Genomic DNA, 25,631 nt, shown 5'->3' on the forward strand with positions numbered 1-25,631 from the left:
TCCGGCCTTCGGCGGGCCTCACGGACTTCCCGCGCTCAGAGGAGGTCGTCCGCGATCCCCAGAAGGCCGCCGGAGGTGGAGGCGTCTACTTCTCCGGCATGGCCGTTGTCACCGAGGACACCCGAGGTGGTGTCCCTGAGAGTGCTGCCGACGGTGTCCGTCAGGCCGGTCACCGTCGACCCGGCATCGAGGCCGTCGAGGACCGGTGCTCCGGTGGAGCTGAGGGGTGCGATGTCCAGGCCCTCGCCGACTCCGGTCACCGCGTTCGTCACACCGCCGACGGTGTCGGTCACGCCACCCACGGTGTCGGTCACCCCGCCGACGGTGCCGCCCACGCCCAGCGAGTCGACCAGGCCGGTGACACCGTCCAGGGTGCCCCGCACGGTGTCACCGGCGAAGTCGACCAGGCCGAGTTGACCGCCACCCACCGGGTCGCCGACCGCGCCGTCGGCGGTGCCCACCACGCCGCCGGGGTTGCTCAGCGCCGGGTCCACCACCTCGGAGTCGAGGCTGTCGGCGACATCCACACCGGTCGGCACCAGCGGGTCGACCAGACCCAGCGGATCGGCGAGCTGGTCGCCACCGAGCCCGGGCACGGCGGCGCCGACGCCGCCGAGGACCTCCGGCGCGACGCTTATCGCACCCAGCGTCGCCGCGTTGATGTCCGGGCCCGTGGAGTGCGTGGCGGCACCGAACTGCGCCACGTCCTGCAGCTGACCGATCACGCCGGTCGGGTCGAGCTGGAACTGACCGAGCCCGCCGTCGTCGCCGACCGGCGCCAGCGAGGTGAGCCCCTGGACCGGCGCGTAGTCCACCACCAGCGGCACCACGTCCTGGACGTCCGCGACGCTGAGGTCGGCCAGCCCGGCCTCACGCAGCGCGCCCTCGGGGTCGATCTCGAAGGCCGACCGGGCGTCCGGGTTGGTCAGCAGGTTGAGCACGAAGTCGTGCAGTGTCTGGGGCGAGCCCATGTGCCGGTCTCCTCGGTGCGGTTCTCGTCAGCCCATCTTGTGCTGCGAGTCTGGAGCCTGTGCTGCGCGGTGGAGCGATCCGGCGGCGGCGCGCTGCGTAGCGCCGCCGCCGGACGTCGTAGCGACGGTAGCCGGAATCGCGCGCGTCCGACATCGGGGAGGACTCCGGGGTCTGGCGGCCCGCGCGCTAGGGCGACGCCTTAGATCTGCGTTAGGGGCATAGGGGATGTGCCGTCCCAGAGTTAGGGTCCCGATGGCGGATAGATCTCTGGTACGAAAAGATGACTCCCCTAACGGCCCGCCGGGCGAGCCCAACCACCCCGGGGCGCCCCCCGGTGAAGCCGCGATCCGCTTCGCGCCGTCCCGGGTCCATGACTCGCGGTGAAGGAATGGTCGGATGTCCTACGTCCTCGGAATCGACATCGGCAGCACCGCCACGGCTGCCGCTGTCGCCCGGCTCCGGGGCAACAGCTGGGATCCACCCGAACCCGTCAGGCTCGGGCCGGACGGCGCGTCGGTGCCGTCGGTCCTGCTGATGGCGACGAACCGGTCCATAACAGTCGCCGATCCCGACGATTACGACGGGCCGGTCGACAGCGGCTGGGTCGCCCGGGGGTTCGGCAACCGGGTCGGCGACGACGTACCGCTGCTGGTCGGCGGCGAGGCGTGCTCGGCACAGGCCCTGACCGCCATGCTCGCGATGTGGGTCGTCGAGCGGGTGATCGACCAGGAGCGCGAACGTCCCGAGTGGATCGTGCTCAGCCACCCGGCGGGTTGGGGCGGCTACCGCCGGCACCTGCTCGGCGAGGCGCTCTGGGACGTTGGCCTGGCCGACGTGACCCTGCTGCCGGCGCCGGTCCTCGCCGCCGCCGGGCACGTCGTGCAGGGCTTCTCCGGCCGTACCCTCGCCGTCCACACCCTCGGCGGGCATACCTTCACCGGCGCGGTCGTCGACCGGGGGCAGCCGCCGCTCGGCTTCGACCTGCGCGGGGAGCCGGCCCACGCCGAGCCGCTCGGCGGGGCCGACTTCGACGAGGCGCTGGTCGAGCACGTCCGCGCCGGCCTGGCCAAGGAGCTGGCAAGGGAACTCGCCGACCCGTCCGACCCGCGGGTCGGACAGGCCCTGCGCGGACTCCGCCGGGAGTGCCGGCGCGCCAAGGCGGAACTGGCCGTCGCCGACCGCACCGACGTGCTGGTCCGGCTTCCCGGCGGGCAGACCCGGGTGCCGGTGACCCGCTCGCAGTTCGAGGACCTGATCCGGCCCGCCGTCACGCTGACCGTGGACGAGCTGACCCGCTCCGTCCGCTCCTGCGGACTGGCGCCGCACCAGCTCGACGGCGTCCTGCTGGCCGGCGGATCGGCGCGGATCCCGCTGGTCCGCGACCTGCTCGCGGCCCGGTTCCCGGTGCCGGTCGAGGTGGGGGCCGACCCGCAGCTCGCGGTCGCGGCCGGTGCCGCGGTGGTCGGCGGCCACCTGCTCGACCGACAGCGGGGCAACCGGCCACCACCGCGCCCGCCGGTGATGCGTCCGCCCCGGCCGGGAGCGCGACGCGGCGAGCCGCCGCGCCGGCAGCGACACCGGCCCGGTGACGGCCCGGGTGCGGAACCCGGCCGGTACGACGACGACCGCTCCCAACTGCCGCCCCGGCCACCGGTCCGGATCACCCCCCTGGAGCTGCCGATGCGTGCGCTGTCCCGGTTCGGGTCCGGGCACAACAACACGGTGATCGGCCTGGCGGTGCTGCTGGCCGCGCTCGGCGTGCTGCTCACCGCCGTCGCCGGGACGGAACCGCTGGCCGTGGCGACCGTCGGGTGGGGTCGGTGAGTACCACCTTGACGCTGCGCACCGACGCCGAGCCCTGGCTCGTGCTGGACGAGCAGACCACGGCCTTCCTGACCCGGGTGGAATCCGACCCGCAGGCGCCGCTCTGCGCCGCCGTGCAGGCGCCGGGCGGGCACGGCAAGACGGCGCTGCTGTCCCGGCTGCGCCGCACCTACCAGCAGGCCGGCGTGCCGGTCCTGGACTCCTGGCGGGACCTTGCCGAGCCGGGTTCACCCGACGGCGTGCTGCCGGGTTCACCCGACGGCGTGCTGTTGGTGGACGACGCGCACCTGCTCGACGCCGGCAGCCTCCTCGCGTTGCGGCGGCTGGCCGAGACCGGCCGTGCCCGGCTCGCCGCCGCGTTCCGGCCCTGGCCCCGCCCGGCCGGGCTGGTCGAGCTGGCCGAGGTGCTGCACCGGGGCGGGCCGCCGGTGCTGCCCGGCCCCTTCACCGAGCAGCGCACCGCCGCCTATCTCGGCACGGCGTACGGGTCGACACCGCCACCGGGAGTCGCGCGGCTGGTGCAGGAGCAGACTGCCGGCGTACCCCGGTTCGTCGAGTGGCTGGCGCGGACGCTGCGCCCGGCCGACCGCCGGGCCGTCCGCGCGGAGCGACCGCCGACCGACCGCCCGGCGCCGGCCGGACCGACCCTGGAGATTCCCCGGTCGGTGCTGCTCCAGTTCGCCCCGGAGCTGGAGAGCCTGGAGATCGAGGTACGCCGGCTGCTGCTGGCGATGGCGGCCGGCCCGACCCTCCCCACCGACCTGCTCGGCGCGCTGCTCTCCCGGCACCCGGAGGAGCTCGACGAGTTGCTCGCCGCCGCCCGCGCCGCCGGCCTGCTCGGGCCGGACGACCGGCTTCCGCCGATCGTCCGGCGGGCCATCGGCGCGCTCAGCCCGGCGAACCAGCGCGCGGCGGTCTGGCAGCGCCTGGCGGAGCTGCAACTCCAGCGCGGTGGCCGGGTACTCCCCCTGGTCCGGTCGATGCTCGACGCCGGTTTCGGCGGCAGTTGCCCGGCCGGGGTCGCGGAGGCCGCCGGTGACGAGGCGCTCGGCGACGACCCGGCGCTCGCGGCCCGGCTTTTCGCGGTCGCCGGGGCGGCCGGTCGGCCGGTGGCGGCCCGCCGGGCGATGGCGGCGGCGCTCTCCGCCGACCTCGACTCCGCGCTGCGCCTCGCCGACCGGCTGATCGCCACCGCCGACTCACCCGACCGGGCCGACGGGGCGGCGGTGGCCGCGACCGCGCTGGTGCACCGGGGCCACCCGGACCGCGCGGTCGAGCTCTACCGCTGGTCCGGCACGCCCGCCTCGCTGGCATTCGCGGCGATCGGCGCGGCCGGCGCCGGCCGGGTCGACCAGCTCGACCGGATCCTCGCCGACCCGCCGGCCGACGGCCCGCCGACGTTGCTCGCCAGTGCCGCGCTGCTGATGGCCCGGGGCCTGCGGGAAACCCTCTCCGGCCCGCCCACCGCCGCGCTCTCCACCCTGGTGCAGGCGTCGGCGCTGCTCGAACCGGCCGGGCGGTCGGTGCTGCTGCCGGAGACACCGGCGGCGCTGGCAGCGCTGGTGGCGCTGCACTCCGGTGAGCTGGACATCGGCGAGCGCGCCCTGGACCGGGCCGCACAGGCCGGGCTCGGTGCGGCCCTGACCAGCCGCCGGCACCGGCTGCTCCAGGCCTGGCTCCTGATGGTCCGGGGGCGGGCCGCCGAGGCCGGTGCGCAGGTGGCCGCCGTCACCGCCGGCCCGGCCCCGCTGGAGTCCCGCGACCTGGTCTTCGCCGCCGCGCTGGAACTGGGCGTCGCCCGCCGCAACAGCGACCTGCCGGCCCTGCAACGCGGCTGGGAACGGGCCCGGGAGGCCGTCGTACGCCATCCGGTGGACCTGTTCACCCTGTTGCCGCTCGGCGAGTTCGCCATCGCCGCCGCCCGGCTTGGCGAGTTGGACCGGCTCGCGCCCTATCTCGGCGAGGCGCGCAGCCTGCTGGCCAGCCTGGGTAATCCAGCACTGTGGACCGTTCCGCTGCACTGGAGCTGCCTGCACGCCGCGATCCTGGCCGACCGGCCGGCGGTGGCGGACGAACACGTCGCCGCGCTGGCCGCCGCCACCGGACATACCCGCTACGCCTCCGTCGTGGCCACCGCCGGGCAGAGCTGGGTCGAGGTGCTGCGCGGCACGGTAGACCCGGTGCGGGTGGAGGCCGCGGCCCGCGGGCTGCACGGCATCGGGCTCTGCTGGGACGCCGCCCGGCTCGCCGGTCAGGCCGCGATCCGCACCTCCGACCGAAAGGCGATGACCGCCCTGCTGGACTGCGCCCGGATGCTCCAGGGCCGGCCGGCCGGAGGCAAGGGGGGCAGTCGGCCGGCAGGGCCGGGCGCGACCCAGGTGGCGGACGCGATCGCCGTACCGGCGGAGGAGCGGCTCAGCGAACGGGAGCGGGAGGTCGCCGAGCTGGTGCTCAGCGGCCTGACCTACAAGCAGATCGGTGACCGGCTCTTCATCTCGGCCAAGACGGTCGAGCACCACGTGGCCCGGATGCGCCAGCGGCTCAACTGCGCCAACCGCAGCGAGTTGCTGGCCCGGCTGCGGAGCATCGTCGAGGAGCGCTCCGGCGGCCGGCCGGGGGCCGCGCCCTGGCCAGAGCGGACGGCCCGATGAGGGCGGTGGCACGCCGGCTGGCGACGCTGGGTTCCGGGCTCCGGCGGCCGGCGCCCCGCAGCTCCGGGGCTGCCGGACCGGCCGAGGGCCGCACCCCGAAGGACCCCGGACCGACCGAGGCCCACACCCCGAAGGGCCCCGGACCGACCGAGGCCCACACCCCGAAGGATGGCGGGCCGGCAGGGGGCAGGGTGCCGGCAGCATCGGAGCCGGCGGCCGGGCCGGTGCCGACCCGGATCGTGGCCACGGGCGCGGCCCTGCTGGTCGTACTCGCCCTGCTCTGGGGCTATGCCACGTTCCTGACCGCCCGGGACGCGATGGACCTGCTCGCCGTCCGTACCCTCGGCACCGAACTCGGCCAGCCGACCGACGCGCTGATCCTCGACCTGCAGGCGGAACGCCGGCTCAGCATGGTCGAACTGGCCGCGCCGGGCCGGCACCGCGCCGCCCTGCGTGACCAACGCACCCGGACCGACGACGCGACCGTTGCGCTGCGGCGGTTCACCGATCAGAGCGATCTCCGGTTGGCCACCGCCGGGGCGGTCCGGGAACGGGCGGCGGAACTGGTCCGTCGGCTGGACGACCTCCGGTCGCTCCGCGACGATGTCGACGCCGGTCGGATCAACCGGGCCACCACCGCCGCGGCGTACGCGAAGATCATCGACGCCGGCTTCGCCGTCTACGGCTCCCAGTGGACCAGCCGCCGCAGCGACCTGCTGGAGGAGACCCGGGCCCTGCTCGCCCTCTCCCGCGCCGCCGAACTGCTCGCCCGGGAGGACGCCCTGGTGGCCGGGGCGCTCGCCTCGAGCCGGCTGACCGAGGCCGAGCACACCCGGCTCGCCGACCTCGTCGCGGTGGCCCGATTCGCCCGGACCGAGGCGGCGGCGGGGCTGCCCGACGCGGAGCGGGCCGGCTACGACCGCCTGGTCTCCGGCCCGCTCTTCGGGGCCCTGAACGCCGTCGAGACAGAGCTCCTGGCCGCCGACTGGGCGGGCGCGAGCCCGCCGGTCCAGCCCGCCCGCTGGCAGGCGGTGACCGAACCGGCCCTGGCCGAGCTGCGCACCCTGGTCACCACCGGCGTCCGGGACAGCGTCGGCCGGGCGACCCGGGGCGCGGCCGGGGTGGCCGCCCGGGCCGGCCTGGTCGGCGGGCTCGGTCTGGTGCTGCTGGTCGCCGCCGCCGTGCTGACCCTGCGCGGCACCCGCCGGATCGTCGCCCGGCTCGACGAGTTGGGCAGCGGGCAGGCCGCCCTGAGCACCGACCGCGACAAGCTGGTCGCCGAACGGAACAGGCTGGCGGCGCAGTTGGCCGCCCAGCGGGACCGGACCGCCACGCTGACCGACCGGACGGCCGAACTATCCGCCCAGCGCAAACGGCTCGCCACCCAACGCGAGCAGTTGGTGGCGCAGACCGGACGGCGGCAGGCCGAGACCGAACGGGTGACCGAACGCGCCGCGCAGATCGCCGCCCGGCTCGCCGCGCACCAGCGGGCCCGCGAGGTCACCGTATGGCTGACCCGGGGGAACCAAAACCTCCTGCACCGGCAGATCGGACTCCTCGACGCCCTGGAACGCCGGGAGACGGACACCGAGGATCTGGCCGAACTCTTCCGGCTCGACCACCTGGCGACCCGGATCCGACGCAACGTCGAGCAGCTGATCAGCCTCTCCGGCGGCACCCCCGGCCGGCGCTGGCGGCGACCGGTGCCACTCGTCGACATCGTCCGGGGCGCGGTGGCCGAGGTGTCGGACTATCCGCGGGTACTGGTGGCTCCGAACTGGCCCGGTTCGGTCGCCGGACGGGCCCTGCCCGACCTGATCCACCTGCTCGCCGAGCTCATCGAGGCCGCACTGGGCGGATCGGCGCCGACCACCACGGTCCGGGTCGCCGGTGGTGAGGCCCGCAGCGGCGGCCGCGCGATCATCGTCAGCGACGACGGCGCAGGCCGGAGCCCGGCGGAACTGGACGCCGTCAACGCACTGATCCGGGACACTCCGCACGCCGGGCCCCTCAACGGTGCGCTCGGCATGTACGTGGTCGGCCGGCTGGCCCGCCGGCACGGCATCACCGTCGAACTGACGGCCGGCCCCCGGGGCGGGACGACCGCGACCGTGCTTGTGCCGGCTACGCTGCTGGTCGAGGAATCCACGCCCGAACCCACGCCCGCTCCGGGCACCACCACCGCACCGGGGCGGCCGGCCGACAGCACCGTCGGGCAGCGACGCGGCGCACCCCGACCGGGTCCCGCTCCGGACGCCCTGCCCGTACGGGTCCGTCGCCCGGATCACGACACCCCGGTCGGCACCCAGGGCCGGGCTGCCGGCTCCGCTCAGAACGGCGCGCCTGCCCGGCGCACCGAAACCGACTGGTCGGCGACGTTGGAGCTGCCGGTAGCGCTGCCGGCGCCCAGCGACGACCGACCGGGAAGCAGCGAGAGGACGACAGGTGACTCACGCAGTGGTCACGACGGATAACCTGGTCCGGATACTCGACGAGTTCGTGGACCGGGTCTCGGCGGCCGAACACGCCGTCGCGCTCTCCCCCGACGGGCTGCTGCTCGGGGTCTCCCGAGGGGTCGGCGGCGAACTCGCCGACCAGCTCTCCAGCGTGGTCGCCGGGCTACAGGCGCTGGCCCATGCCGCCGCGCGTTACGCCGGTCCCGGCGGGGTAAGACAGATCATCGTGCAGATGCACCGGGCGTTCCTCTTCGTGGCCGCGACCCGGGGCGGCGCGATCCTGGCCGTCCGGTTCAGCGGCGATGCCGACGTCGACGAGATGGCCTACGAGGTGGCGCTCGCCGCGGGTCGGGCGGACTCGCACCTGCCCACCTTTCCGGTGCCGGCCGATGGCCTGACCGGGGGGTGACGCGCGGTGGGCACCGGTTCAGGGGGTCGGCACGACGACGCCTGGTACGACCAGGACGCTGGGCCGGTGGTCCGCCCGTACGCGATGACGCGGGGCAGGACGCAGCCGATCCGGGGGCAGTTCGACCTGATCTCGCTGGTGGTCTCCCGCTGGCCGGTGCCGCAGCGCGCGGAGCTGACGCCCGAGCAGTCCAAGATCCTCGAAAGTTGCCGCCGACCGCTCTCGGTGGCGGAGGTCGCCGCCGCGCTGGACCTGCCGGTGGGCACCGTTCGGGTGCTGCTCGGCGACCTGCTGGACGCGGGACTGATCCACACCCACGAGCCACCGGTGCTCGACGCACCCTCGGAGGATCTGCTGGAGGCGGTGCTCGCCGGGCTGAGGGCGCTCTGATCCGCCGGGCCCGGCTTCCGTCCTGGTCGGGGCCTGACGGGCGGGGTGGCGCGGCGTCGCCACCGTGCAGCGGAAGGGAAGTTCACGTGCAGAAGATCCGACAGCGTCCGGCGCGTACCCTGCCGGTCGCCATCCTCGACGTGCTGCTCGCCGGGGTGGCCCGGGTACGCGCCCTGCTCCGCCGGCTGGCCCGGCTGCTGCCGGTGCCCCGGGGCGACCGGGCGGTGGCGGCGGGAATCGTTGCGGCGGCGCTCGCCGTCGTCGTCGGCACCGGCGTCTTCGTCGTCGCGGTGCTGCGCAGCCCGGACCGGCTCGCCCCGCTGGGGGTGGCACCGCCGCCGAGTGGCGGGGTCGACGTGGAGACCGGCGACGGGGTCGACGGCCCCACCGGCAGCGCGACGCCGCCCGCCTCCTCCCCACTGCCCACGTCAGCACCCCCGCCCCGCGCCGAGCCCCGCAACCGGCCGCAGCGTCCCGCGCCCCCGCCACCGGCTCCGCCACCGGCCCTGGCCGCCCGGTACGCGACCGAGGACGTCACGCTGCTGCACTACACCGCCTCGGTGACGATCAGCAATCCCGGCCCGGGTACCGCCACGGGCTGGCGGCTGACCATCACCCTGCCCCGGACGACCCAGTCCGTCGCCGCGGTCGACGGCGCCACGGCTAGCCGGAAGGGCACCACCTGGACGTTCGTGCCCGACCAGCGGACCGGCCGGGTCCCGGCGCGCGGGTCGGTGCAGGTGCGCTTCCGGGTCGACGGGGCGCTGATCGACTCGCAGCCGACCGCCTGCACCATCGACACCCGCCCCTGCCAGGTGTAGCCGGCGACCGGCGCGGAGTCGCCGGACGGTACGCGACCCGCCTTCGTCCGGATGCGACAGGCCGGCGGGATGGCCACAATCCGCATCATGGATCAGACCTCGATCGACCTCGGGCCGACCTTCTTCGCCGTCCTCGCGGTGCTGGCGCTGCTCGGCGCCGGGGTCGTCGGCTGGGCCCGACTCGGCCCGGGCCGGGCGGTGCTGACCGCCTCCGGTCGGGCCGCGGTCCAGCTCGGGGCGGTCTCCGCGATCATCGTCCTGGTCCTGCACGCCTGGTGGTCGACGATGCTCTTCGTCGTCGTCATGTACGTGGTCGCGGCCGGCACCTCCGCCCGGCGGGTCACCGGTGGACGCGCCGGCTGGGCCACCCTGCTCCCCATCGGACTCGGCGTTGCCCCGGCGCTGACCCTGCTCGTCGGCACCGGCGCCGTGCCGCCGACCCCGCTGGCCGTGCTGCCGACGGCCGGCATCCTGATCGGTGGCGCGATGACCGCGACCAGCCTGTCCGGCCGGCGTGCTCTGGACGAACTCCGGACCCGGCACGGCGAGTACGAGGCCGGGCTCGCCCTCGGCCTGCCGGACCGGGACGCCGCCCTGGAGATCTGCCGGCCCTCGGCCGGGCAGGCGCTCGTGCCGGCGCTCGACCAGACCCGAACGGTCGGGCTCGTCACCCTGCCCGGCGCGTTCGTCGGGGTGCTGCTCGGCGGGGCGGGCCCGGTACAGGCCGGCGCCACCCAATTGCTCATCCTCGTCTCGCTGCTCGCCGTGGAGGCCGTCGCCATTGCCGGGACTGTCGAGCTGGTCGCCCGGCAATGGCTGACCGCTGCCGCCGACCCGGCCGACTCGGCCGGCTGACCGCTGCCGGCCCGGCCAACTCCGCCGGCTGACCGCTGCCGGCCCGGTCGACTCCGTGCCACCTCGGGTGACGGCCGCAGCCGGACGGTGGCCGTTTCGGTGGTCGTGGTCCGGGGCACTAGAGAGGTAGCGGGGTGTGCACAGCACTTCGGCTAGGACTGGAGGACACGATGGGCATAGGAGACAAGATCCGTCACAAGGTCGAGGAGGTCACCGGAGCCGCCAAGGAGAAGGTGGGCGAGGCGACCGACAACGAGCGGCTTCGTGCCGAGGGTGCCACCGAGCAGACCGAGGCGAACGTCAAGCAGGCCGGCGACCACGTGGGTGACGCCGCCCGCGACACCCGGGACGCGTTCCGGCCCTGATTCCCAGCTCCACGGCGGGCGGTGGGTGCGTCGACCCTGCGCACCCACCGCCCGCCGCGTGCGCTGTGCTGTGCTGTGCTGTGCTGTGCTGTGCTGTGCTGTGCCGCGACAGACTCCGGCCGGCCTGCGCGGTGACAGGTTCGACACGCCGGCTCGGATCGGCCGGAAGTTTCCCTTACGCAACAAGCAAGGCTAACCTAACCGAGACGTAGGAGAGCCTTACCTATCTTGTTGTTCGGGAGACGAATACGCCTGTGCGGCTCTACCTGACCGCGCTCAATCCCACCGACTCGGTGCTCGACGGCTTCCTGCCGGCGGCGGCCCGGCTCGGGCTGCCGGTGACGGTGTTGACCGATCAGCCCGCTGCCTGGCCGGCGGACCCGGCCGAACGGTCCGGGGCCGAGGTGTCCGGAGCGGACGTCCGCGACGTACGCGGGGTGCTCGACGCGGTCCACCGGGGCGAACCAGCTGTCGCGCTGCTTTCCAACAGCGACCATCTTCAGGCGCCCACCGCGCTGGCTGCCGAATATCTCGGGCTGCCCGGCAAGGACTGGCGGGCGGCGTTGCGTGCCAAGGACAAGCGGCTGACCCGGCGTACCGTCGCCGAAGCCGGACTGGACCGGGTGGCGGTGGTGGCCCTCGGCCCGGACGACGACGCCGACCGTGCCGGCGGCGTGCCGTTTCCGGCTGTGGTCAAGCCCCGCGAGGGTGTGGCCAGCGAGGACGTCTACCTGGTCGGCGGGCCGGCGGAGTTGCGCCGCCGGATCGCCGAGATCCGGGCCCGGCGCCCCGGCCAGGCGCTGCTGATCGAGGAATATCTGGATGGCGAGTTGCACACCCTGGAGACCCTCGGCGACGGCGGCGGCACCGGCGTGCTCGGCACCTGGCGCACCAGCCTCGGCCCGCCGCCGACCTTCACCGAGGAGGCCCTCGACTGGGCGCCGGAGCTGCCGCGGGCGGTGGTGGCGCAGGTGCTCGCCCAGCTCGACGCGCTCGGTGTCGGCTTCGGCGCCTGCCACACCGAGTTCGTCGTCGCCGACGGTCGGGCCCGGCTCGTCGAGGTCAACTATCGCCTGATCGGCGACCGGGTGGACCTGGTGCTGGCCGACCTGCTCGACGTGCCGCTCTTCGAGCACGTCATCCGGCTCCACGCCGGCGACCCGCTGCCACCCCTGCCCGACCCGGTACGTCTGCCCCGGCACGCCCGGGTGGAGTACGTCTGTGCCGACCGCTCCGGCACCCTGGTGGCCGCGCCCGGCCGGATGGATGCGACCGGGCCGGACGGGATCCGGCTCGGCTGCCGTCCCCTGCGGGCGGTCGGGGTGACCGCCGCGTTGACCGGCACCAACCGCGACTATCTCGCCGCACTGCACGCGATCGGCCCCGGGCCGGCCCCGGTACGCGCCGCGCTCCGGGACTTCCGTGCGGCGCACCGGTGGACCATCGAGGCACCAGCCGGAGGCGGCGCGGAGATGCCGGGCGGAGGTAGGGAGGACGACGTCGTGACCGTCGAGGAGATCTCGTGACCGTCGAGGAGATCTCGTGAGCGCTCCGGCCGGCGCCGACGGCGCCGAGCGACAGCTCTGGCAACGGGTGCTCGACGCGCTGCTCCGGGAGGACCATCTCGGTCTGGTCCGCAACGGTCGGCGCGACGGCCCCGAGTGGTGGCTGACCCGGGTCCCCGGTGCCCGGCTGCGGTTGCCGGTCCGGCCGGACGGCTTCCAGCACGACCTGCGCACCGCCCGACCGGAGCTGCTGGTGCTGCCCGACGAGGCGCCGACGACACCGTCCGGCCAGGCGTGGCGGGCGGTGCAGAGCCTCGACGAACTGCTCGACGTACTTGCCCCGGCCGGAGATCCGGAGGCCGAGGCGGGGTGGGTGGCGTTCCGTGCCGAGTGCCGGGACGATCTCGCCGCCCGCCGACTCGCCGACCGGACCCGTTCCCGGGTCCACGCCGGCGTGCTCGCCGCCCGCGCCGAGTCGTCGACCGGGATGGCGGGTGCGCTGCTCGACGAGATACTGGCCGCCCGGACCGACCACCCCGTCTATCCGACGAGCCGGGCCAGGATCGGACTGGACCCCGCCGCACTGCTCCGGTACGCGCCGGAGCACGCCCCCACCTTCGCGTTGTGCTGGCTGCCGGTCCCCCGCACCGAGCTGACCCTCGCCGGCACGCTGCCGGACTGGTGGCCGCCCTCCGGCGATCCGGGGACCGTGCTGCTGCCGGTGCACCCGGTCACCGCCGACCGGCTCGGGCTGCCCATCCGGGCCGACGTGCCCGAAACCCTGGTCCGGCCGACCCTGTCGACCAGGACGGTGGTGCTGGTCGACGACCCCTGCACCCAGGTGAAACTACCGCTGACCACCGCGACCCTCGGCGCGCGGAACGTCCGTACCATCGCGCCCGGCACCCTGGTCGACGGGGACGAGCTGCACCGGCTGCTGGCCGGGATCGCCGCCGCCGAGCCGGCGTTCGCGGGCCGGATCCTGCACGCCGACGAGAGCTGCTACGGGCACGCCGGTGACGACGTCCGGTCGTTCCTGGTGCGTCGCTTTCCGACCGAGCTGGCCCGGCAGACCGTGGTGCCGGTCGCCGCGCTGGCGGCGGAGGACCCGGCCGGCGGGACGGTCGCCCAGCGGGTCGGCGGGGCGGACCCGACCGCCCTGCTGGAGTCCTATCTGGACCTGCTGCTCGACTGGCACGGCTATCTCTGGCTGTGGCACGGCATCGCGCTGGAGGCGCACCAGCAGAACATCTACCTGATCCTCGACCCGCCGGACGACGGCACCGCGCCCCGTGCCGGCGCAACCGCCGAAGCCCGTGCCGGCGCAACCGCCGAAGCCCGTGCCGGCGCAACCGCCGAAGCCCGTGCCGGCGGCGGTGCCGGAGCACGGCGGGAAGACGGGGGTAGACTCCGGCTGCTCTACAAGGACAACGATGGTGCCCGACTGGTCCGCCGGCCCGGGCCGGCCCTGCGGGACGCCCGAATGTGGATCACGGATCCCGGCGAGTTGGCCGACGTGTTCACCACGATCACCCTGCACCTCGCCGCGACCGCGCCGCTGCGCGCCCTCGCCGAGCGGGGCGTACCGGTACCGGCACCCGGCACCGCGCTCCGTTCCCGCCTGCTCGCCGTCCGGGACCGCTGGGCCACCCGGCCGGGCGGCTCCGGAACGGACGGCTCCGGCACCGGCGGCTCCGGAACGGCGGCCACCGGGCCGGGCGGCTCCGGAACGGCGGGCTGGGATGTGGCCGCCGCCGGCCGGCTCTTCACCGAGCGCCTCCTGACCGCCGACCGTCTGCCGGTCAAGGGGATGCTCACCGCCGGCACGCTGCTGCCGAAGCAGCGCACCGGCTGTACCGACATCAACAAGTACTACCTGCGTACCGGCCCCAACTATCTGCGGTCCGCCCGGTGACCGCGGTCCGGCCCGGCCGCGTCGTGGCAAGGAGCAGTAGATGACCGCCGCTGTGTCCCGGTCCACCGCCGACATCGCCAGCACGCACACCCTGCTCGGCTGCGTCGCCCGCGAGGTCGCCGGCCCGGAACGGCAGACCACCCTGACCGACGGGCATGCCGTGGTACGCCTACCCCGCAGCGCCGTCCTGCTGCGCTGTGCGGTGGGCCGGGTCTCGGAGGTGGGCGCGCACCGCTACGAGGGGCCGGTGCAGCGCTTCTCGGCCGGCGAGTGGTCCCCGGTCGACGCAGCAGGGCTGGCGGAGCTGGTCGCCGACGAGCTGACCCTGCGCACCGGCGTCCGCAACGACGAGTTCGCCCGGCAGGTGGTGGCGAGCCGGGACGCACTGGACCGGGTGCTGCGGCTGCGTCCGCCGGCCGACCCCGACCCGACCGGCGACCCCGTCGTCGACTCCTACGTGGACTCCGAACAGTCGCTGGTGCACGGCCATCCCCGGCACCCGACCCCGAAGTGGCGCAGCGGTGACGTCGAGTCGTGGAACGCGTACGCGCCCGAGCTGCGTACCAGTCTGCGGCTGCGCTGGATCGGCGTACCGGAGGCGCTGCTCGGCTCGGCCGGACCGTTCGACGAGCTGATCGGGGCGCTCGACCCACCGCCGGCGCCGGCCGGGCACGCCGTGCTGCCGGTGCACCCCTGGCAGTTCGCGCTCTCCCGGCCACTCGACCGCCGGCTGCGCGACCTCGGCACCGGCGGGGCGGCGCTGCGCCCCACAGCCAGCGTCCGCACCCTCTACGCACCCCGCGCCGACCTCTTCGTCAAGGCGAGCCTGCACGTCCGGATCACCAACTGCGTGCGCAAGAACGCCCGCTACGAGCTCACCGGTGCGGTGGAGTTGACCCGGCTCCTCGCCGGGCTGGAGCTGCCGCCCGGGGTGGCGCTGCTGCCCGAGCCGGCGTACCGGACGGTGGAGCTGCCGGGGCTGGACGAGACGTACGGGGTGATCCTCCGGGGCGGGCTGCGCCCGCACCTGGCCGACGGCGAGGCTCCGGTCCTCGCCGCCGCCCTGGCCACCGCGCCGCTGGCGGTGGCGGATCCGGTCGGCTGGTGGGAGGCGTACGTCCGGCTGCTGGTCCCGGCCGTGCTCGAACTCTGGTGGCGGCACGGGGTCGTGCACGAGGCCCACCTGCAGAACGTGGTGGTGGTGCTGGCCGGCGCCGACCGGTGGCCGGTCCGGATGCTCCTGCGCGACCTGGAGGGCGTGAAGCTCGACACCGAGCGCCGGGCCGACTGGCTCGCCCACCTCCCGGCCCCGATCGGGTACGACCCCGCGCAGGCGTTCAACCGGGTCAGCTACTGCCTCTTCGTCAACCACCTGGTCGAGCTGGCCGGGGCGCTGGCCGACGCGCACCCGGGGGTGGAGACGCACCTCTGGGCGGCGCTGCGCGAGGTGGTGCGGGAGACCTCGGCCCGGCTCGGCGACCCGCCCCCGCTGCGCGCCCTGCTGGCCGGCGTACCGCTGCCGGTCAAGGCGAACCTGCTGGTGCGCTGGGAGCGGGCCGCCGACCGGCACGCCGGCTACCTGCCCTTTCCCAACCCGCTGGGCGGGCACTGGTGACGCCCCGGCCGAGCTACTGGTACGACCTGGCCGGGCTCGCCACCTCGGCGGCGGCGGTCCGGGCCGCGCTGCCGCCCGGGGTGGAGCTGCTCTACGCGATGAAGGCGAACCCCGACCCCGGGATTCTGCGCACCCTCGCCCCGCACGTCGACGGCTTCGAGGCGGCCAGCGGCGGCGAGCTGCGGCACCTCGCCGAGGTCTTTCCGGGCGGCGCCGCGGCGGCCTTCGGCGGGCCGGGCAAGACCGATGCCGAGCTCGCCGCCGGGCTGACCGCCGGGGTGCGCCGGTTCCACGTCGAGTCCCCGACCGAGCTGCGCCGGCTCGCGCTGCTCGCCGCCGGCTCGGGCGTGGTGGCCGACGTGCTACTGCGGGTCAACCTGCCGGTGCCGGTCGGCGAGGCCGTGCTGGTGATGGGCGGCCGGCCGAGCCCGTTCGGGATGTCCCCGGACGACGCCCGGGCCTGCGCCCGACTCGGCCTGCCCGGGATTCGGATCCGGGGCGTGCACGCCCACCTGGGCAGCGGGCTCGCCGCACCGGGCGCGGCGGCGGTGGCCCGGACGGTCGTGGAGTGGGCGGTGGCCGAGCTGGACGCCCGGGAGGTGAACGTCGGCGGCGGGATGGCGGTCGACTACGCCGACCCGGCGGCCCGTTTCGACTGGTCGGCGTATGGTGCCGCGCTGGCCGGCCTGCTCGCCGAGCATCCGGGCCGGACGCTGCGGATCGAGCCGGGCCGCGCACTGACCGTCTACTGTGGGCACTATCGGACCGGGGTGCTGGACGTGAAGCGCTCCGGTGGCGAGTGGTTCGTGGTGGTGACCGGCGGCACCCACCAGCTCCGCACCCCGGCCGCCAAGGGGCACTCCCAGCCCTTCACCGTGCTCCCCCGCCCGGAGTGGGAATATCCGTTCCCCCGGCCGGTCACCGACGCCGGTCCGGTGACGATCGTCGGGCAGCTCTGCACCCCGAAGGACGTGCTGGCCCGGGTGCCGGACGCGGCCGGGCTGCCACCGCCCGGCCGGATCGCGGCCGGCGACACGATCGTCTTCGGCATGGCCGGCGCGTACGCCTGGAACATCAGTCACCGCGACTTCCTGATGCACGACCCGCCCGCGTTCCGGACCGGCCTCCCCGAGAACCGACTCGAACATCGGCAATTCGCTGACTAAAGTCAGAGGAATGACGGCTCTCCGCGAACAGGCCCAGTTGGTCCGCGACTTCAACCGCTACTACTCGCAGCGGATCGGCCTGCTCACCGACCACTACCTCGGCCGGGCCCGCCCGCTGAGCGAGTCCCGGCTGCTCTACGAGATCGGCACCGGCGGCGCCACCGTCCGCGAGCTGCGCGCCCGGCTCGGCTGGGACTCCGGCTACCTGAGTCGGTCACTGCGCTCGCTGGAGACCCAGGGCCTGGTCCGGCTCCGCCAGCACGAGACCGACGGCCGGATCCGGGTGGCCGAGCCGACCGAGGCCGGCGGCGCCGAACTCGCCGAACTCGACCGGCTCTCCGACGCCGCCGCCACCGGGCTGCTGGAACCGCTCACCGCCGCCCAGCGGGCCGACCTGATCGCGGCACAGCAGCGCACCCGCCGCCTGCTCCGGCTCGCCGCCGTCACGGTCGAGACCGTGGCCGCCGGCACGGCCGACGCCCGGGCGTGCCTGAGCGCGTACGCCGCCGAGCTGTCGACGAGGTTCCCCGAGGGCTACGACCGCCGGGCGCTGGTGGACCCGGCCGAGGTCGGCGGCGACGGTGGCACGTTCTGCGTCGCGTACGAGCAGGACCGGCCGATCGGTTGCGGCGGCATCCGCACCCTGGCACCCGGCGTCGCGGAACTCTGCCACCTCTGGGTGCACGCCGACGCCCGGGGGTTGGGGCTCGGCCGCCGGCTCCTCGGCGAGTTGGAACGGCAGGCGGCCGGCCGTGGCCTGCACACCGTGCGGCTCGGCACGCACCGTTCGCTGCCCGAGGCGGCGGCGCTCTACCGCTCGGCCGGTTACCGGGAGATCCCGGTCTACGGCGACAGCCCGTACAACCAGCTCTGCTTCGAGCGGATGCTCGGCGTACCCGAAGAGCGGTCCGGCGTACCCGAAGACCGGCTGCCGTCGCTGCACGGGCGGCGCTTCCGGGCGGTCGGCTCGGTCGACGGCGGCGAGGTCGACGCCGCCACCGTCTTCGACTACCGGGAGCGCGACGGAGAGATCTCCGCGTCGTACGCCGGGGGCGCGATCCGCACCGGCCACCTGCTCGGCACCCGCGACGGCGACGCCCTCGACTTCCGCTACGTGCAGCTCAACAGCGTGGGCGAGACCTCCAGCGGGCACTGCGTCAGCCGGCTCTCCCGGCTGTCGGACGGCCGGCTGCGGCTCGACGAGACCTGGCGGTGGGAGTCCCGCGACGGCTCCGGCACCAGCGCCGTCGAGGAGATCGGACCCGTCGACGAGAGCAGCCGCTAAACCCCCGACGGGTACGTCTCCAGCTCGCCGGGGGCGGGCACCGCGGGCAGCGGGTGCAGGGCCGCCGTGTGGTCGCACCAGACGAAGGCGTCGTACCGGTCGCCGAGCCGGGTCGGCACGTAGTTGCCCCACGCCTCGAAGGACGGGTCGTAGACCACCCCGATCGCCCGGTGGTCGGCCTCCTCGACCAGCCACTCCGGCCGGTCGCCCCCGGAGTCGAAGACCAGCAGGGCCTGCTCGGGGAGCAGCTGGTGCAGCCGCTCCTCCAGCGACCCGGCCCGGGCCGGCGGAACGGTCATCACCTCGGCCGGCGCGCCCCACCGGTTGGCGGCGACCACGCTGCCCTGGTAGCTGCCGAAGCCGACCAGCAGCACGTCGTCGACGCCGTACCGCTCCCGGGCGAGCTGGCCGATGTTGACCATCCCGCCGCCGGCCATGTCGGTGGCCCGGGCGTCGCCGACGTGCGTGTTGTGCGCCCAGACCACCGCCCGGGCGTCCGGGCCGTACCGGTCCAGCAGCCGGTCCAGGGTCTCGGCCATGTGGGTGTCCCGGACGTTCCAGGACTGCGGCCCGCCGCCCACCATCGCCCGGTAGTAGCGCTCCGCGCCGGCCACCACCGCCGCGTTCTGCCAGGCCGAGAAGGCGCCGGTGCCGTCGGCGGCGGCCCGTTCCCGGGTACGCGCCAAGAGCCGCACCACCTCCGCCTCGCAGCGGGCCGAGACGAACCGGCTCGCCACCCCGTACTCCTCGATCCGGCTGCCGTACGGCTCGAAGCACCGGTACGCCTCCTGGGCGACCTCCAGCGACGCCGGATCCTCCTCGCCCAGGTAGTCGAGGATCGCCTGCATCGACTCCCACAGGCTGTAGACGTCGAGCCCGTGGAAGCCGGCCCGCCCCGTCTCCGGCCGGTCCGCGTTCCAGGCCCGCAGCCACCGGCAGAAGCGCGCCACCTCGGCGTTGGCCCACATCCAGGTCGGCCAGCGCGCGAACCGCTCCAGCGCGCGCTGCGGGTCGTCGTCGGCGCCCGGGGCCGCGACCACCGAGCGGTGCACCAGGTCGCAGTCCGGCCAGTCGCCCTCCACGGCCACGAAGGAGAAGCCGGCCTCGGTGATCAACCGGCGGGTCAGCTGCTCCCGAAGCCGGTAGTAGTCGTACGTTCCGTGGCTCGCCTCGCCGAGCATCACCACCCGGGCCGAGCCGACGCGCTCCAGCAACGGGTCGAAGTCGGCCGGAGCCCCGAGCCGGTGAACCTGCATGGCCGGCGCCTACCCGGGCACCGCCGGGGTAAACCGTGGTGTGGGTGGGGCGGGGGTGGGTAACCGACCAGGTATGACAGTGAACGCGGGCCAGCTGCAGGAGTCGCTCGCCGGACTGGACTACCCGGTGTCAAAGGAGGATCTGGTGCGCTGGGCCCAGGAGACCGGCGTGGACACCCAGACCCTCCGGCTGCTCCAGTCGCTGCCGGTCGAGCAGTTCCAGACCCCGGCCGAGGTCGGCGACGCCATCATCGAACTCTCCTGAGCGGACAGGATCGAACTCTACCGAGCCGGCAGGGCCGGACGGTGCTGCCCACCGGTAGCGCCGGGGCCGGGCTATCCGCCGGCAGTGCCGGGGCCGGGCTATCCGCCGGCAGTGCCGGGGCCGGGCTATCCGCCGGCAGCGCCGTTCAGGTAGGCCAGGACGGCCAGCACCCGGCGGTTGTCGTCGTCCGACGGCGCCAGGCCGAGCTTGCCGAAGATGCTGGCGGTGTGCTTGCCGACCGCGCTCTCGCTGAGGAAGAGCCGCTGCCCGATGGCGCTGTTGGAGCGCCCCTCGGCCATCAGCTCCAGCACCTCCCGCTCCCGGGGCGTCAGCCGGGCCATCGGGGTGTCCCGGCTGCTCCGTGCGACCAGCTTGGCGATCACGTCCGGGTCCATCGCCATCCCGCCGCCGGCGACCCGGCGCACCGCGTCGACGAACTGCTCCGCGTTGAAGACCCGGTCCTTGAGCAGGTAGCCGACCCCGCCGGTGCCGTCGGCGAGCAGTTCCCGCGCGTAGAGCTGCTCGACGTGCTGGGAGAGGACCAGCACCGGCAACCCGGGCACCTGCCGGCGGGCCGCCAGCGCCGCCTGGAGCCCCTCGTCGGTCTGGGTCGGCGGCAGCCGTACGTCCACCACGGCCACGTCGGGGCGGCGCTCCAGCAGGGCCGCCAGCAGCTCCGGGCCGGTCTCCACCGCCGCCACCACGTCGAAGCCGTGCGCGGTGAGCATCCGGGACAGCCCGTCCCTCAGCAGATAAAGGTCCTCGGCGAGGACGACACGCACCTGTCCAACCTCCGGTCAGCCGGTGACGCCGGTGCCGGCGGGCAGGCCGACCGTACGCCCCTGTTCCCGGGCGGTCTGTGCGGCGGCGAGCACGGCCACCACGTCGCGGCCGAAGCGCACGTCGCACTGCTGGTCGCGGGTGCCGGTGTCGACCTCGGTGCAGAGCTGCCCGACGGCGAGCCGGAGTGCGTCGACCGGCGTCCCCTCGCGCCGGGGCAGCACGTCGATGCCCTCCTCGCCGTGGAAGAGCAACTCGACGGTGGTCGAGGCCGGCGGGGCGTCCAGGGCCAGCGACAGGGTGCTGGTCGCGGCGTCGCCGTGCGCCAGCGTCAGGTGCACGCTCCCCCTGGGCCCGGCCATCGCGGCGACCCGGGTCACCGGGCCGAGCACCGGCAGGACCAGCGAGAGCGCGTGCGGGCCGACGTCCCAGAGCGCGCCGTGCTCGCGCCGCCAGGCCGAGCCGCCGTACGGGTTGCCGGGCTGGAAGATCGACGCGTAGGTCACGCCCCGGGCCCCGTGCCAGCCACCGGTGGCCGCCGCGCTGGCCAGAAAGCTGGCGATGGCCGGCCGGAAGCGGTTGGTGAAGAAGACCACCGAGGCGACCCCGGACTGCCCAGCCGCCTGCACCACCCGGTCGGCGTCCGGAAGGCTGAGCGCCAGCGGCTTGTCCAGCAGCAGGTGCCGGCCAGCGGTGGCGGCGCGTACCGCCAGATCGGCCTGCACGTCGGGCGGCAGCGCCACCGCCACCGCCTCCACGGCCCCGATCAGCGCGTCCGCGTCGGAGAAGGCCGGTACGCCGTACCGCTCGGCCAGTGCCGCCGCCTTGGCCGGGTCCCGCCCCCAGACCCCGCCGAGGCGGGCACCGGGATGCCCGGCGAGCGCGGCGGCGTGCACCTCCGCCGCCCAGTGACCGGTGCCGAACAGTCCGAACGTGAGCACGGAAGACCTTCCCACGAGCCGCCAATCTGGTCCTTCCTAGCACACCTGGCCCGGCCGCTCCGGCCTACCGGCAGGGCTCAACCGGCCTGTCGGGCGCGGCGGCGGGACCGGGGGGATGACCTGCGGCGCTGCTGGGCGAACCGCTGCACCGTGTGGTACGCCTCCCGCGCGTCGGCCACCGACCGGTGTGCCTCGGCCATCAGCTCCCAGGCGGCCTCCTCGGCGGCCCGGGTCTCCTGCTCGGCCCTACGGGCCAGGACAGCCGCCCGGTCGTACGCCCGGCGGGCCTCGCCCAGCAGCATCCGCTGGCGTTCGAGCAGCCGCTCCCGCTCCTCCTGCGCCGGATCCCAGTGCCCGGAGCGGCGGAACACCTCCCGCAGTTGCGGCAGCGAGAGGTCCCCGCGCTTGTACGCCGCCAGCGCCGCCCGGGCGACCGTGCGCTCCCGCTCCGGATCGGGGCGGGTGCTGGCCGCCGGTGCCCGGTCCGCCTCCTCCCGGCCGGCGAGCACCGCCTGCCAGGCCCGGTCGTACTCCCGCTCGGCCGCCTCCTGAGCCTGCCACGCCGCGTGCCGCTCCCGCTCCGCCGTCGCGAGCGCCACCCGGGCCGCGTCGGCGATCGCGGCGGCCCGACCGGCGTCGGTCTGGGTCGCCACCGCGTACGCCTCGAGTTCCTCGGCGGCGGCGCGCAGCCGCTCCGGATCGGGTCGGGGTCTGGCCGGCCGGTCCATCAGCACGGCGAGGGCGAGCAGCGCGAAGAGCACCACACCACCGGCGATCAGCAGCGCGGAGAGCGCGTCGATGCCGGACAGATCCACGCCCTTGGCTCCCGGTGCGGTGGGGGTGCGGGTGCTGTCCAATCATAGAAGATACTGATAATCCGGCCATGATCGCCTGGTCGGCTCGGCGCGTCCGGCCGACGGCCGATCCGGCTGCCGCACCGCACCGGGAGGCAGCCGCACCGCACCGGGATCAGTCGTGCAGGGCCTCGGGCAGCGGCTTGCGGTGCAGCACGACCAGACCCGCGACGGCCCGAGTCAGCACCACGTAGAGCCGGCCCAGCCCGCGGGGCTCGGCGGCCACGATGTCGGCCGGCTCGACCACGATCACGTGGTCGTACTCCAGTCCCTTGACCAGGCTGGCCGGCATCACGGCGACGCCGGGCACGTCGACGACCCCGGCGAGTCCGCCGGCCGCCTCGTCGGTGGCGACGACGGCGACGGTGGCGTCGCGCGGAGCCTGCCGGGCCGCCTCCCGGACGGCGGCGTACAGGTCGTCGACCTGCCGCACCGACAGCCTCCCGCCCGGCCGGTACGAGCGGGTCGGCGCGACGCCGGGGGCGAGGACCCGCGCCCCGTACTCCGCGACGGCCTGCGGCACCCGGTATCCGGTACGCAGTTCCAGCGTCCGGACCTCGCGCTTGCCGAGCCGGGCGAGGAGTCCGGGCCAGGAGTCGGCGGCCAGCGGATGGGTCGCCTGCCCCAGGTCGCCGACGACCGTCATCGAGGCGTATTCGGCACGACGGGCGATCATCCGGCACTCCATCGGCGAGAGGTCCTGCGCCTCGTCGAGGATCACGTGCAGATAGGGCTCCATAGTGGACCTGTCGTCGTCCTCCGGCTCCGGCTCCGGCAGCGGCTCGGCGAGCAGCGGCACGTAGCCCTCCTCGCCGTGCGGGTCGAGCCCGTCGGTCCAGCCGACCACGTGGTGCCCCTCCCGGAGGATGACGGCCTCGGCCCAGCGCTGGGCGGCGCCGGTCGCGTCGTTGTCGATCCCCGGCCCGGCCAGGGCGATCGGCGTGGGATGACCGGGGGCGTAGAGCTCCCAACCCTCGCGCAGCCCGCAGCTCAGCACGAAGGACTGCACGGTACGGGTGCCGCCGCCCAGCTCGCGCAGCCGCCACTCGGGCTCCGGCGCCCTCGGCGCGGCCGGCGGCTCGCCGAGCAGCCCGGTCAGCTCGTCCAGCAGCGGTACGTCGTCCACGGACCAGTCGGCCCCGCCCCGGTACGAGGCGGCCAGCGGCTCGGCGTCGCGGCCGTCCAGCCCGACCACCCGGGCCGGGTCGGCGAGCCAGCGGAGTACGGCCGCCGGGGTCAGCACCGGCCACCACGCCCCGAGGAAGCGGCGGAACTCGCTCCGGTCTCCGACCTCCTCGACGAAGAGCTCCCGGTCGAGGTGCCCGCCCTCCGCCCTGCCCCAGAGGGCGTCCAGCAGGATCGCGGCGGCGTCCGGACGGGCGGCGTTCGGCGGCGTGCCGGCCGCCTCGCAGCGGGCGCGTACCGCACGGCGGGCCGCCGCCAGGTCGGCGCCGCCGAGGGTGAGCACCTGCCCCGCGTAGACGAGTCGCAGCCGGTCCGGCGCCGCCGGCGGGGTCTGCCAGATCAGCTCGGCCAACACCTCCCGGATGCGCTCGTCGCCCTTGGTCCGGGCGATCTCCGCCCGGTCCCGGCGGGTGGCGGTCACCCCGTCCACGAGTTCGCCGAGGGCGCGCAGGTGCACGCTCTCCTCGCCGAGGGAGGGCAGCACCCGGCCGATGTAGCTGGTGAAGATCGTCGACGGGCCGACCACCAGGATCCGGCCGTCGGTGAACCGGCCCCGGTCGGTGTAGAGCAGGTACGCCGCCCGGTGCAACGCCACCTGGGTCTTACCGGTCCCCGGACCGCCGGTGATCAGGGTGACGCCTCGGGCGGGTGCCCGGATGGCCTCGTCCTGCTCGCGTTGGATGGTGGTGACGATGTCGCGCATGTGCGCACCGCGGGAGCGTCGCAGCGCGGCCAACAGCGCACCCTCGCCGAGTACCCGCAGGTCGCCCGCATTCTCCGGGGTGAGGACGTCGTCGTCGAGGTCGACGACCCGCGGCCCCCGGCAGATGATGACCCGGCGGCGCACCACGCCGAGCGGCTCGCCCGGGGTGGCCCGGTAGAACGGCGCGGCGGCCGGCGCCCGCCAGTCGACAAGCAGCGGCTCCAGACCGTCGCGGACGCCCAGCCTCCCGATGTGATAGGTCTCGCCGTCGTCGAAGTCGAGCCGGCCGAACACGAGCCCCTCCGCCTCGGCGTCGAGCGTCCGCAGTTGGATGGCGGCCCGGTGAGCCATCGCGTCGCGCTCCACCAACCCGGCGACCGGACCGGCCGCCGCCCGCCGGTTTCCCTCGCCGGCGAGCACGTTCGCCTGCTGCCGCATCACGTCGAGCCGTGCGTAGACCCGGTCGACGAGCCGCTGTTCGGCAGCGATCTCCTGACTTCTGGCGTCGGACACAGTGCTTCCCCCCGGTGCGTGCAGCGCGACTCGGGCGAGCATATGTACGGTTCAGCGCTGAGAAATCATCATTCGTGCCGACGCGACCGGGTTGCCTCGCCGATATCATGAAAGTGGCCGGTGGGGATGGAGGGCTCCGAGGCAGTGCCCGACCGCCGCCCGTTCCCCACCCCCTAACTAACTCCCCACGCCCCCTAACTCCCCGCCTCCCTCACTCCCCGCCCCTCGATCGACCTCCGTCCACGTCCAGATCTTGACGACTTTTCGTCGTTCCAGGTGCAACAAGTCGTCAAGATCTGCAGCGCACCGGGCCGCGGGGCGGCCGACTGCGCTACTACGGGGATTAGTAGACTGCGCGGGTGAGTCGATACCGGTCCCGTGCCGCCGTGCTGCCGTCTCGCACCGGCATCCGCACCCGGGCCGGCCGATGAACGACGTTCTCGTCGCGGCGTCGATCGTGCTGTCGCTCGTACTCGCGGGCTGGGGCCTGGTGGCGACGCTGCGCAACCGGCCGCCGGACGTCTCCCACCTCGCCGGCCTGGCCGTGCTGGAGTTGGTCCTGCTCGCGCTCGCCGCCACCGCCGTGGTCGCCTGGACCGGCGGCGAGCAGCCCGCCGAGGCCGGCACCTTCGCCGGTTACCTGGTCACGCTGGTCTTTCTGCCGCCACTGGCCGGGGTGCTGGCCCGGATGGAGCCGACCCGCTGGGGTTCGGTGATCGTCACCGTCGTCTGCCTGGTCATCCCCGTCGTCGTGCTGCGCCTGCAACAGACCTGGCAGCTCCCCGGTGCCTGACCCGACGACGCCGACCCCCGGCACGCCCACAACGCCCGGCACGCCGACCCCCGGCACGCCCACAACGCCCGGCACGCCCACGACGGGGACGCCCGGCACGCCCACGACGCCC

The 25,631-nt window shown here is 74.9% G+C and carries 21 protein-coding genes; 15 read left to right on the forward strand and 6 right to left on the reverse strand.

Translation table 11 applies throughout. From position 1 onward, the window contains the following. Positions 1-35: 35 nt before the first annotated feature. Positions 36-971, reverse strand: a complete 936-nt coding sequence (locus ACN28C_RS33835) for an IniB N-terminal domain-containing protein (protein ID WP_422771523.1) — start codon at positions 969-971, stop codon at positions 36-38. Positions 972-1,368: 397 nt separating this feature from the next. On the opposite strand from ACN28C_RS33835, the gene ACN28C_RS33840 reads away from it, so the two are divergent. From ACN28C_RS33840 to ACN28C_RS33900, 13 genes are all read left to right on the forward strand, one after another. Beyond that, positions 1,369-2,796: an Hsp70 family protein gene (locus ACN28C_RS33840; RefSeq protein WP_422771524.1), complete on the forward strand. Its 1,428-nt coding sequence runs from the start codon at positions 1,369-1,371 to the stop codon at positions 2,794-2,796. Continuing rightward, a complete protein-coding gene (locus ACN28C_RS33845; RefSeq protein ID WP_422771525.1) occupies positions 2,793-5,447 on the forward strand; it encodes a LuxR C-terminal-related transcriptional regulator in 2,655 nt (884 codons plus the stop codon). The genes ACN28C_RS33840 and ACN28C_RS33845 overlap by 4 nt, the downstream gene beginning before the upstream one ends. After that, positions 5,444-7,921: a nitrate- and nitrite sensing domain-containing protein gene (locus ACN28C_RS33850; protein WP_422771526.1), complete on the forward strand. Its 2,478-nt coding sequence runs from the start codon at positions 5,444-5,446 to the stop codon at positions 7,919-7,921. Before ACN28C_RS33845 ends, ACN28C_RS33850 begins: the two co-directional genes overlap by 4 nt. Then, positions 7,905-8,312, forward strand: coding sequence for a roadblock/LC7 domain-containing protein (locus tag ACN28C_RS33855; RefSeq protein ID WP_422771527.1), 408 nt, complete (start codon positions 7,905-7,907; stop codon positions 8,310-8,312). Before ACN28C_RS33850 ends, ACN28C_RS33855 begins: the two co-directional genes overlap by 17 nt. A gap of 6 nt (positions 8,313-8,318) precedes the next feature. Then, the gene (locus ACN28C_RS33860) at positions 8,319-8,702 is read left to right on the forward strand and encodes a DUF742 domain-containing protein (protein WP_422771528.1); all 384 of its coding nucleotides are present in this window, start codon (positions 8,319-8,321) and stop codon (positions 8,700-8,702) included. Between the two features lie 86 nt (positions 8,703-8,788). Then, entirely contained in the window at positions 8,789-9,523 is a 735-nt protein-coding gene (locus tag ACN28C_RS33865; protein WP_422771529.1) for a cellulose binding domain-containing protein, read from the forward strand. A gap of 87 nt (positions 9,524-9,610) precedes the next feature. Further along, entirely contained in the window at positions 9,611-10,378 is a 768-nt protein-coding gene (locus tag ACN28C_RS33870) for an ABC transporter permease (RefSeq protein ID WP_422771530.1), read from the forward strand. A gap of 170 nt (positions 10,379-10,548) precedes the next feature. Further along, on the forward strand, positions 10,549-10,743 hold the full coding sequence (locus tag ACN28C_RS33875; RefSeq protein WP_422771531.1) for a CsbD family protein: 195 nt from the start codon (positions 10,549-10,551) through the stop codon (positions 10,741-10,743). Between the two features lie 254 nt (positions 10,744-10,997). After that, on the forward strand, positions 10,998-12,269 hold the full coding sequence (locus ACN28C_RS33880; RefSeq protein WP_422771532.1) for an ATP-grasp domain-containing protein: 1,272 nt from the start codon (positions 10,998-11,000) through the stop codon (positions 12,267-12,269). A gap of 16 nt (positions 12,270-12,285) precedes the next feature. After that, the gene (locus ACN28C_RS33885; protein ID WP_422771533.1) at positions 12,286-14,163 is read left to right on the forward strand and encodes an IucA/IucC family protein; all 1,878 of its coding nucleotides are present in this window, start codon (positions 12,286-12,288) and stop codon (positions 14,161-14,163) included. Between the two features lie 40 nt (positions 14,164-14,203). Further along, positions 14,204-15,778 carry an IucA/IucC family protein gene (locus tag ACN28C_RS33890; protein WP_422771534.1) on the forward strand — a complete coding sequence of 525 codons (1,575 nt, stop codon included), beginning with the start codon at positions 14,204-14,206 and terminating at the stop codon, positions 15,776-15,778. Next, entirely contained in the window at positions 15,775-16,944 is a 1,170-nt protein-coding gene (locus tag ACN28C_RS33895) for a type III PLP-dependent enzyme (RefSeq protein ID WP_422771535.1), read from the forward strand. Before ACN28C_RS33890 ends, ACN28C_RS33895 begins: the two co-directional genes overlap by 4 nt. A gap of 10 nt (positions 16,945-16,954) precedes the next feature. Further along, positions 16,955-18,229 (forward strand): bifunctional helix-turn-helix transcriptional regulator/GNAT family N-acetyltransferase, encoded by a 1,275-nt coding sequence (locus tag ACN28C_RS33900; protein WP_422771536.1) that lies wholly within the window; start codon positions 16,955-16,957, stop codon positions 18,227-18,229. Here the strand turns inward: ACN28C_RS33900 and ACN28C_RS33905 are convergent. After that, a complete protein-coding gene (locus tag ACN28C_RS33905) occupies positions 18,226-19,485 on the reverse strand; it encodes an erythromycin esterase family protein (RefSeq protein ID WP_422771537.1) in 1,260 nt (419 codons plus the stop codon). The two genes, ACN28C_RS33900 and ACN28C_RS33905, sit on opposite strands and share 4 nt — an antisense overlap. Positions 19,486-19,558: 73 nt before the next feature. Between ACN28C_RS33905 and ACN28C_RS33910 the strand changes: the two genes are divergently transcribed. Beyond that, positions 19,559-19,750 carry a DUF2795 domain-containing protein gene (locus ACN28C_RS33910; protein WP_422771538.1) on the forward strand — a complete coding sequence of 64 codons (192 nt, stop codon included), beginning with the start codon at positions 19,559-19,561 and terminating at the stop codon, positions 19,748-19,750. 125 nt (positions 19,751-19,875) lie between these two features. Here the strand turns inward: ACN28C_RS33910 and ACN28C_RS33915 are convergent, their stop codons facing one another. The 4 genes from ACN28C_RS33915 to ACN28C_RS33930 all read right to left on the reverse strand — a co-directional run bounded on the left by ACN28C_RS33915 (position 19,876) and on the right by ACN28C_RS33930 (position 24,726). Next, a complete protein-coding gene (locus tag ACN28C_RS33915; RefSeq protein WP_422771539.1) occupies positions 19,876-20,532 on the reverse strand; it encodes a response regulator in 657 nt (218 codons plus the stop codon). Between the two features lie 15 nt (positions 20,533-20,547). Next, on the reverse strand, positions 20,548-21,471 hold the full coding sequence (locus ACN28C_RS33920; protein ID WP_422771540.1) for a Gfo/Idh/MocA family protein: 924 nt from the start codon (positions 21,469-21,471) through the stop codon (positions 20,548-20,550). 77 nt (positions 21,472-21,548) lie between these two features. Then, positions 21,549-22,328: a hypothetical protein gene (locus ACN28C_RS33925; RefSeq protein ID WP_422771541.1), complete on the reverse strand. Its 780-nt coding sequence runs from the start codon at positions 22,326-22,328 to the stop codon at positions 21,549-21,551. A gap of 112 nt (positions 22,329-22,440) precedes the next feature. Continuing rightward, positions 22,441-24,726 (reverse strand): HelD family protein, encoded by a 2,286-nt coding sequence (locus ACN28C_RS33930; protein WP_422771542.1) that lies wholly within the window; start codon positions 24,724-24,726, stop codon positions 22,441-22,443. Positions 24,727-25,153: 427 nt separating this feature from the next. On the opposite strand from ACN28C_RS33930, the gene ACN28C_RS33935 reads away from it, so the two are divergent. Continuing rightward, the gene (locus ACN28C_RS33935) at positions 25,154-25,519 is read left to right on the forward strand and encodes a hypothetical protein (protein WP_422771543.1); all 366 of its coding nucleotides are present in this window, start codon (positions 25,154-25,156) and stop codon (positions 25,517-25,519) included. Positions 25,520-25,631: the final 112 nt, after the last annotated feature.

The sequence above is a fragment of the Plantactinospora sp. WMMC1484 genome (genome assembly GCF_049315195.1).
GTDB lineage: Bacteria > Actinomycetota > Actinomycetes > Mycobacteriales > Micromonosporaceae > Plantactinospora.

Excerpts from the sequence above, each read along its gene's own strand:
- ACN28C_RS33840 (WP_422771524.1), top strand. The coding sequence starts at position 1,369 with ATGTCCTACGTCCTCGGAATCGACATCGGCAGCACCGCCACGGCTGCC.
- ACN28C_RS33910 (WP_422771538.1), top strand. The coding sequence starts at position 19,559 with ATGACAGTGAACGCGGGCCAGCTGCAGGAGTCGCTCGCCGGACTGGAC.
- ACN28C_RS33835 (WP_422771523.1), bottom strand. The coding sequence starts at position 971 with ATGGGCTCGCCCCAGACACTGCACGACTTCGTGCTCAACCTGCTGACC.
- ACN28C_RS33905 (WP_422771537.1), bottom strand. The coding sequence starts at position 19,485 with ATGCAGGTTCACCGGCTCGGGGCTCCGGCCGACTTCGACCCGTTGCTG.
- ACN28C_RS33850 (WP_422771526.1), top strand. The coding sequence starts at position 5,444 with ATGAGGGCGGTGGCACGCCGGCTGGCGACGCTGGGTTCCGGGCTCCGG.
- ACN28C_RS33935 (WP_422771543.1), top strand. The coding sequence starts at position 25,154 with ATGAACGACGTTCTCGTCGCGGCGTCGATCGTGCTGTCGCTCGTACTC.
- ACN28C_RS33875 (WP_422771531.1), top strand. The coding sequence starts at position 10,549 with ATGGGCATAGGAGACAAGATCCGTCACAAGGTCGAGGAGGTCACCGGA.
- ACN28C_RS33900 (WP_422771536.1), top strand. The coding sequence starts at position 16,955 with ATGACGGCTCTCCGCGAACAGGCCCAGTTGGTCCGCGACTTCAACCGC.
- ACN28C_RS33870 (WP_422771530.1), top strand. The coding sequence starts at position 9,611 with ATGGATCAGACCTCGATCGACCTCGGGCCGACCTTCTTCGCCGTCCTC.
- ACN28C_RS33890 (WP_422771534.1), top strand. The coding sequence starts at position 14,204 with ATGACCGCCGCTGTGTCCCGGTCCACCGCCGACATCGCCAGCACGCAC.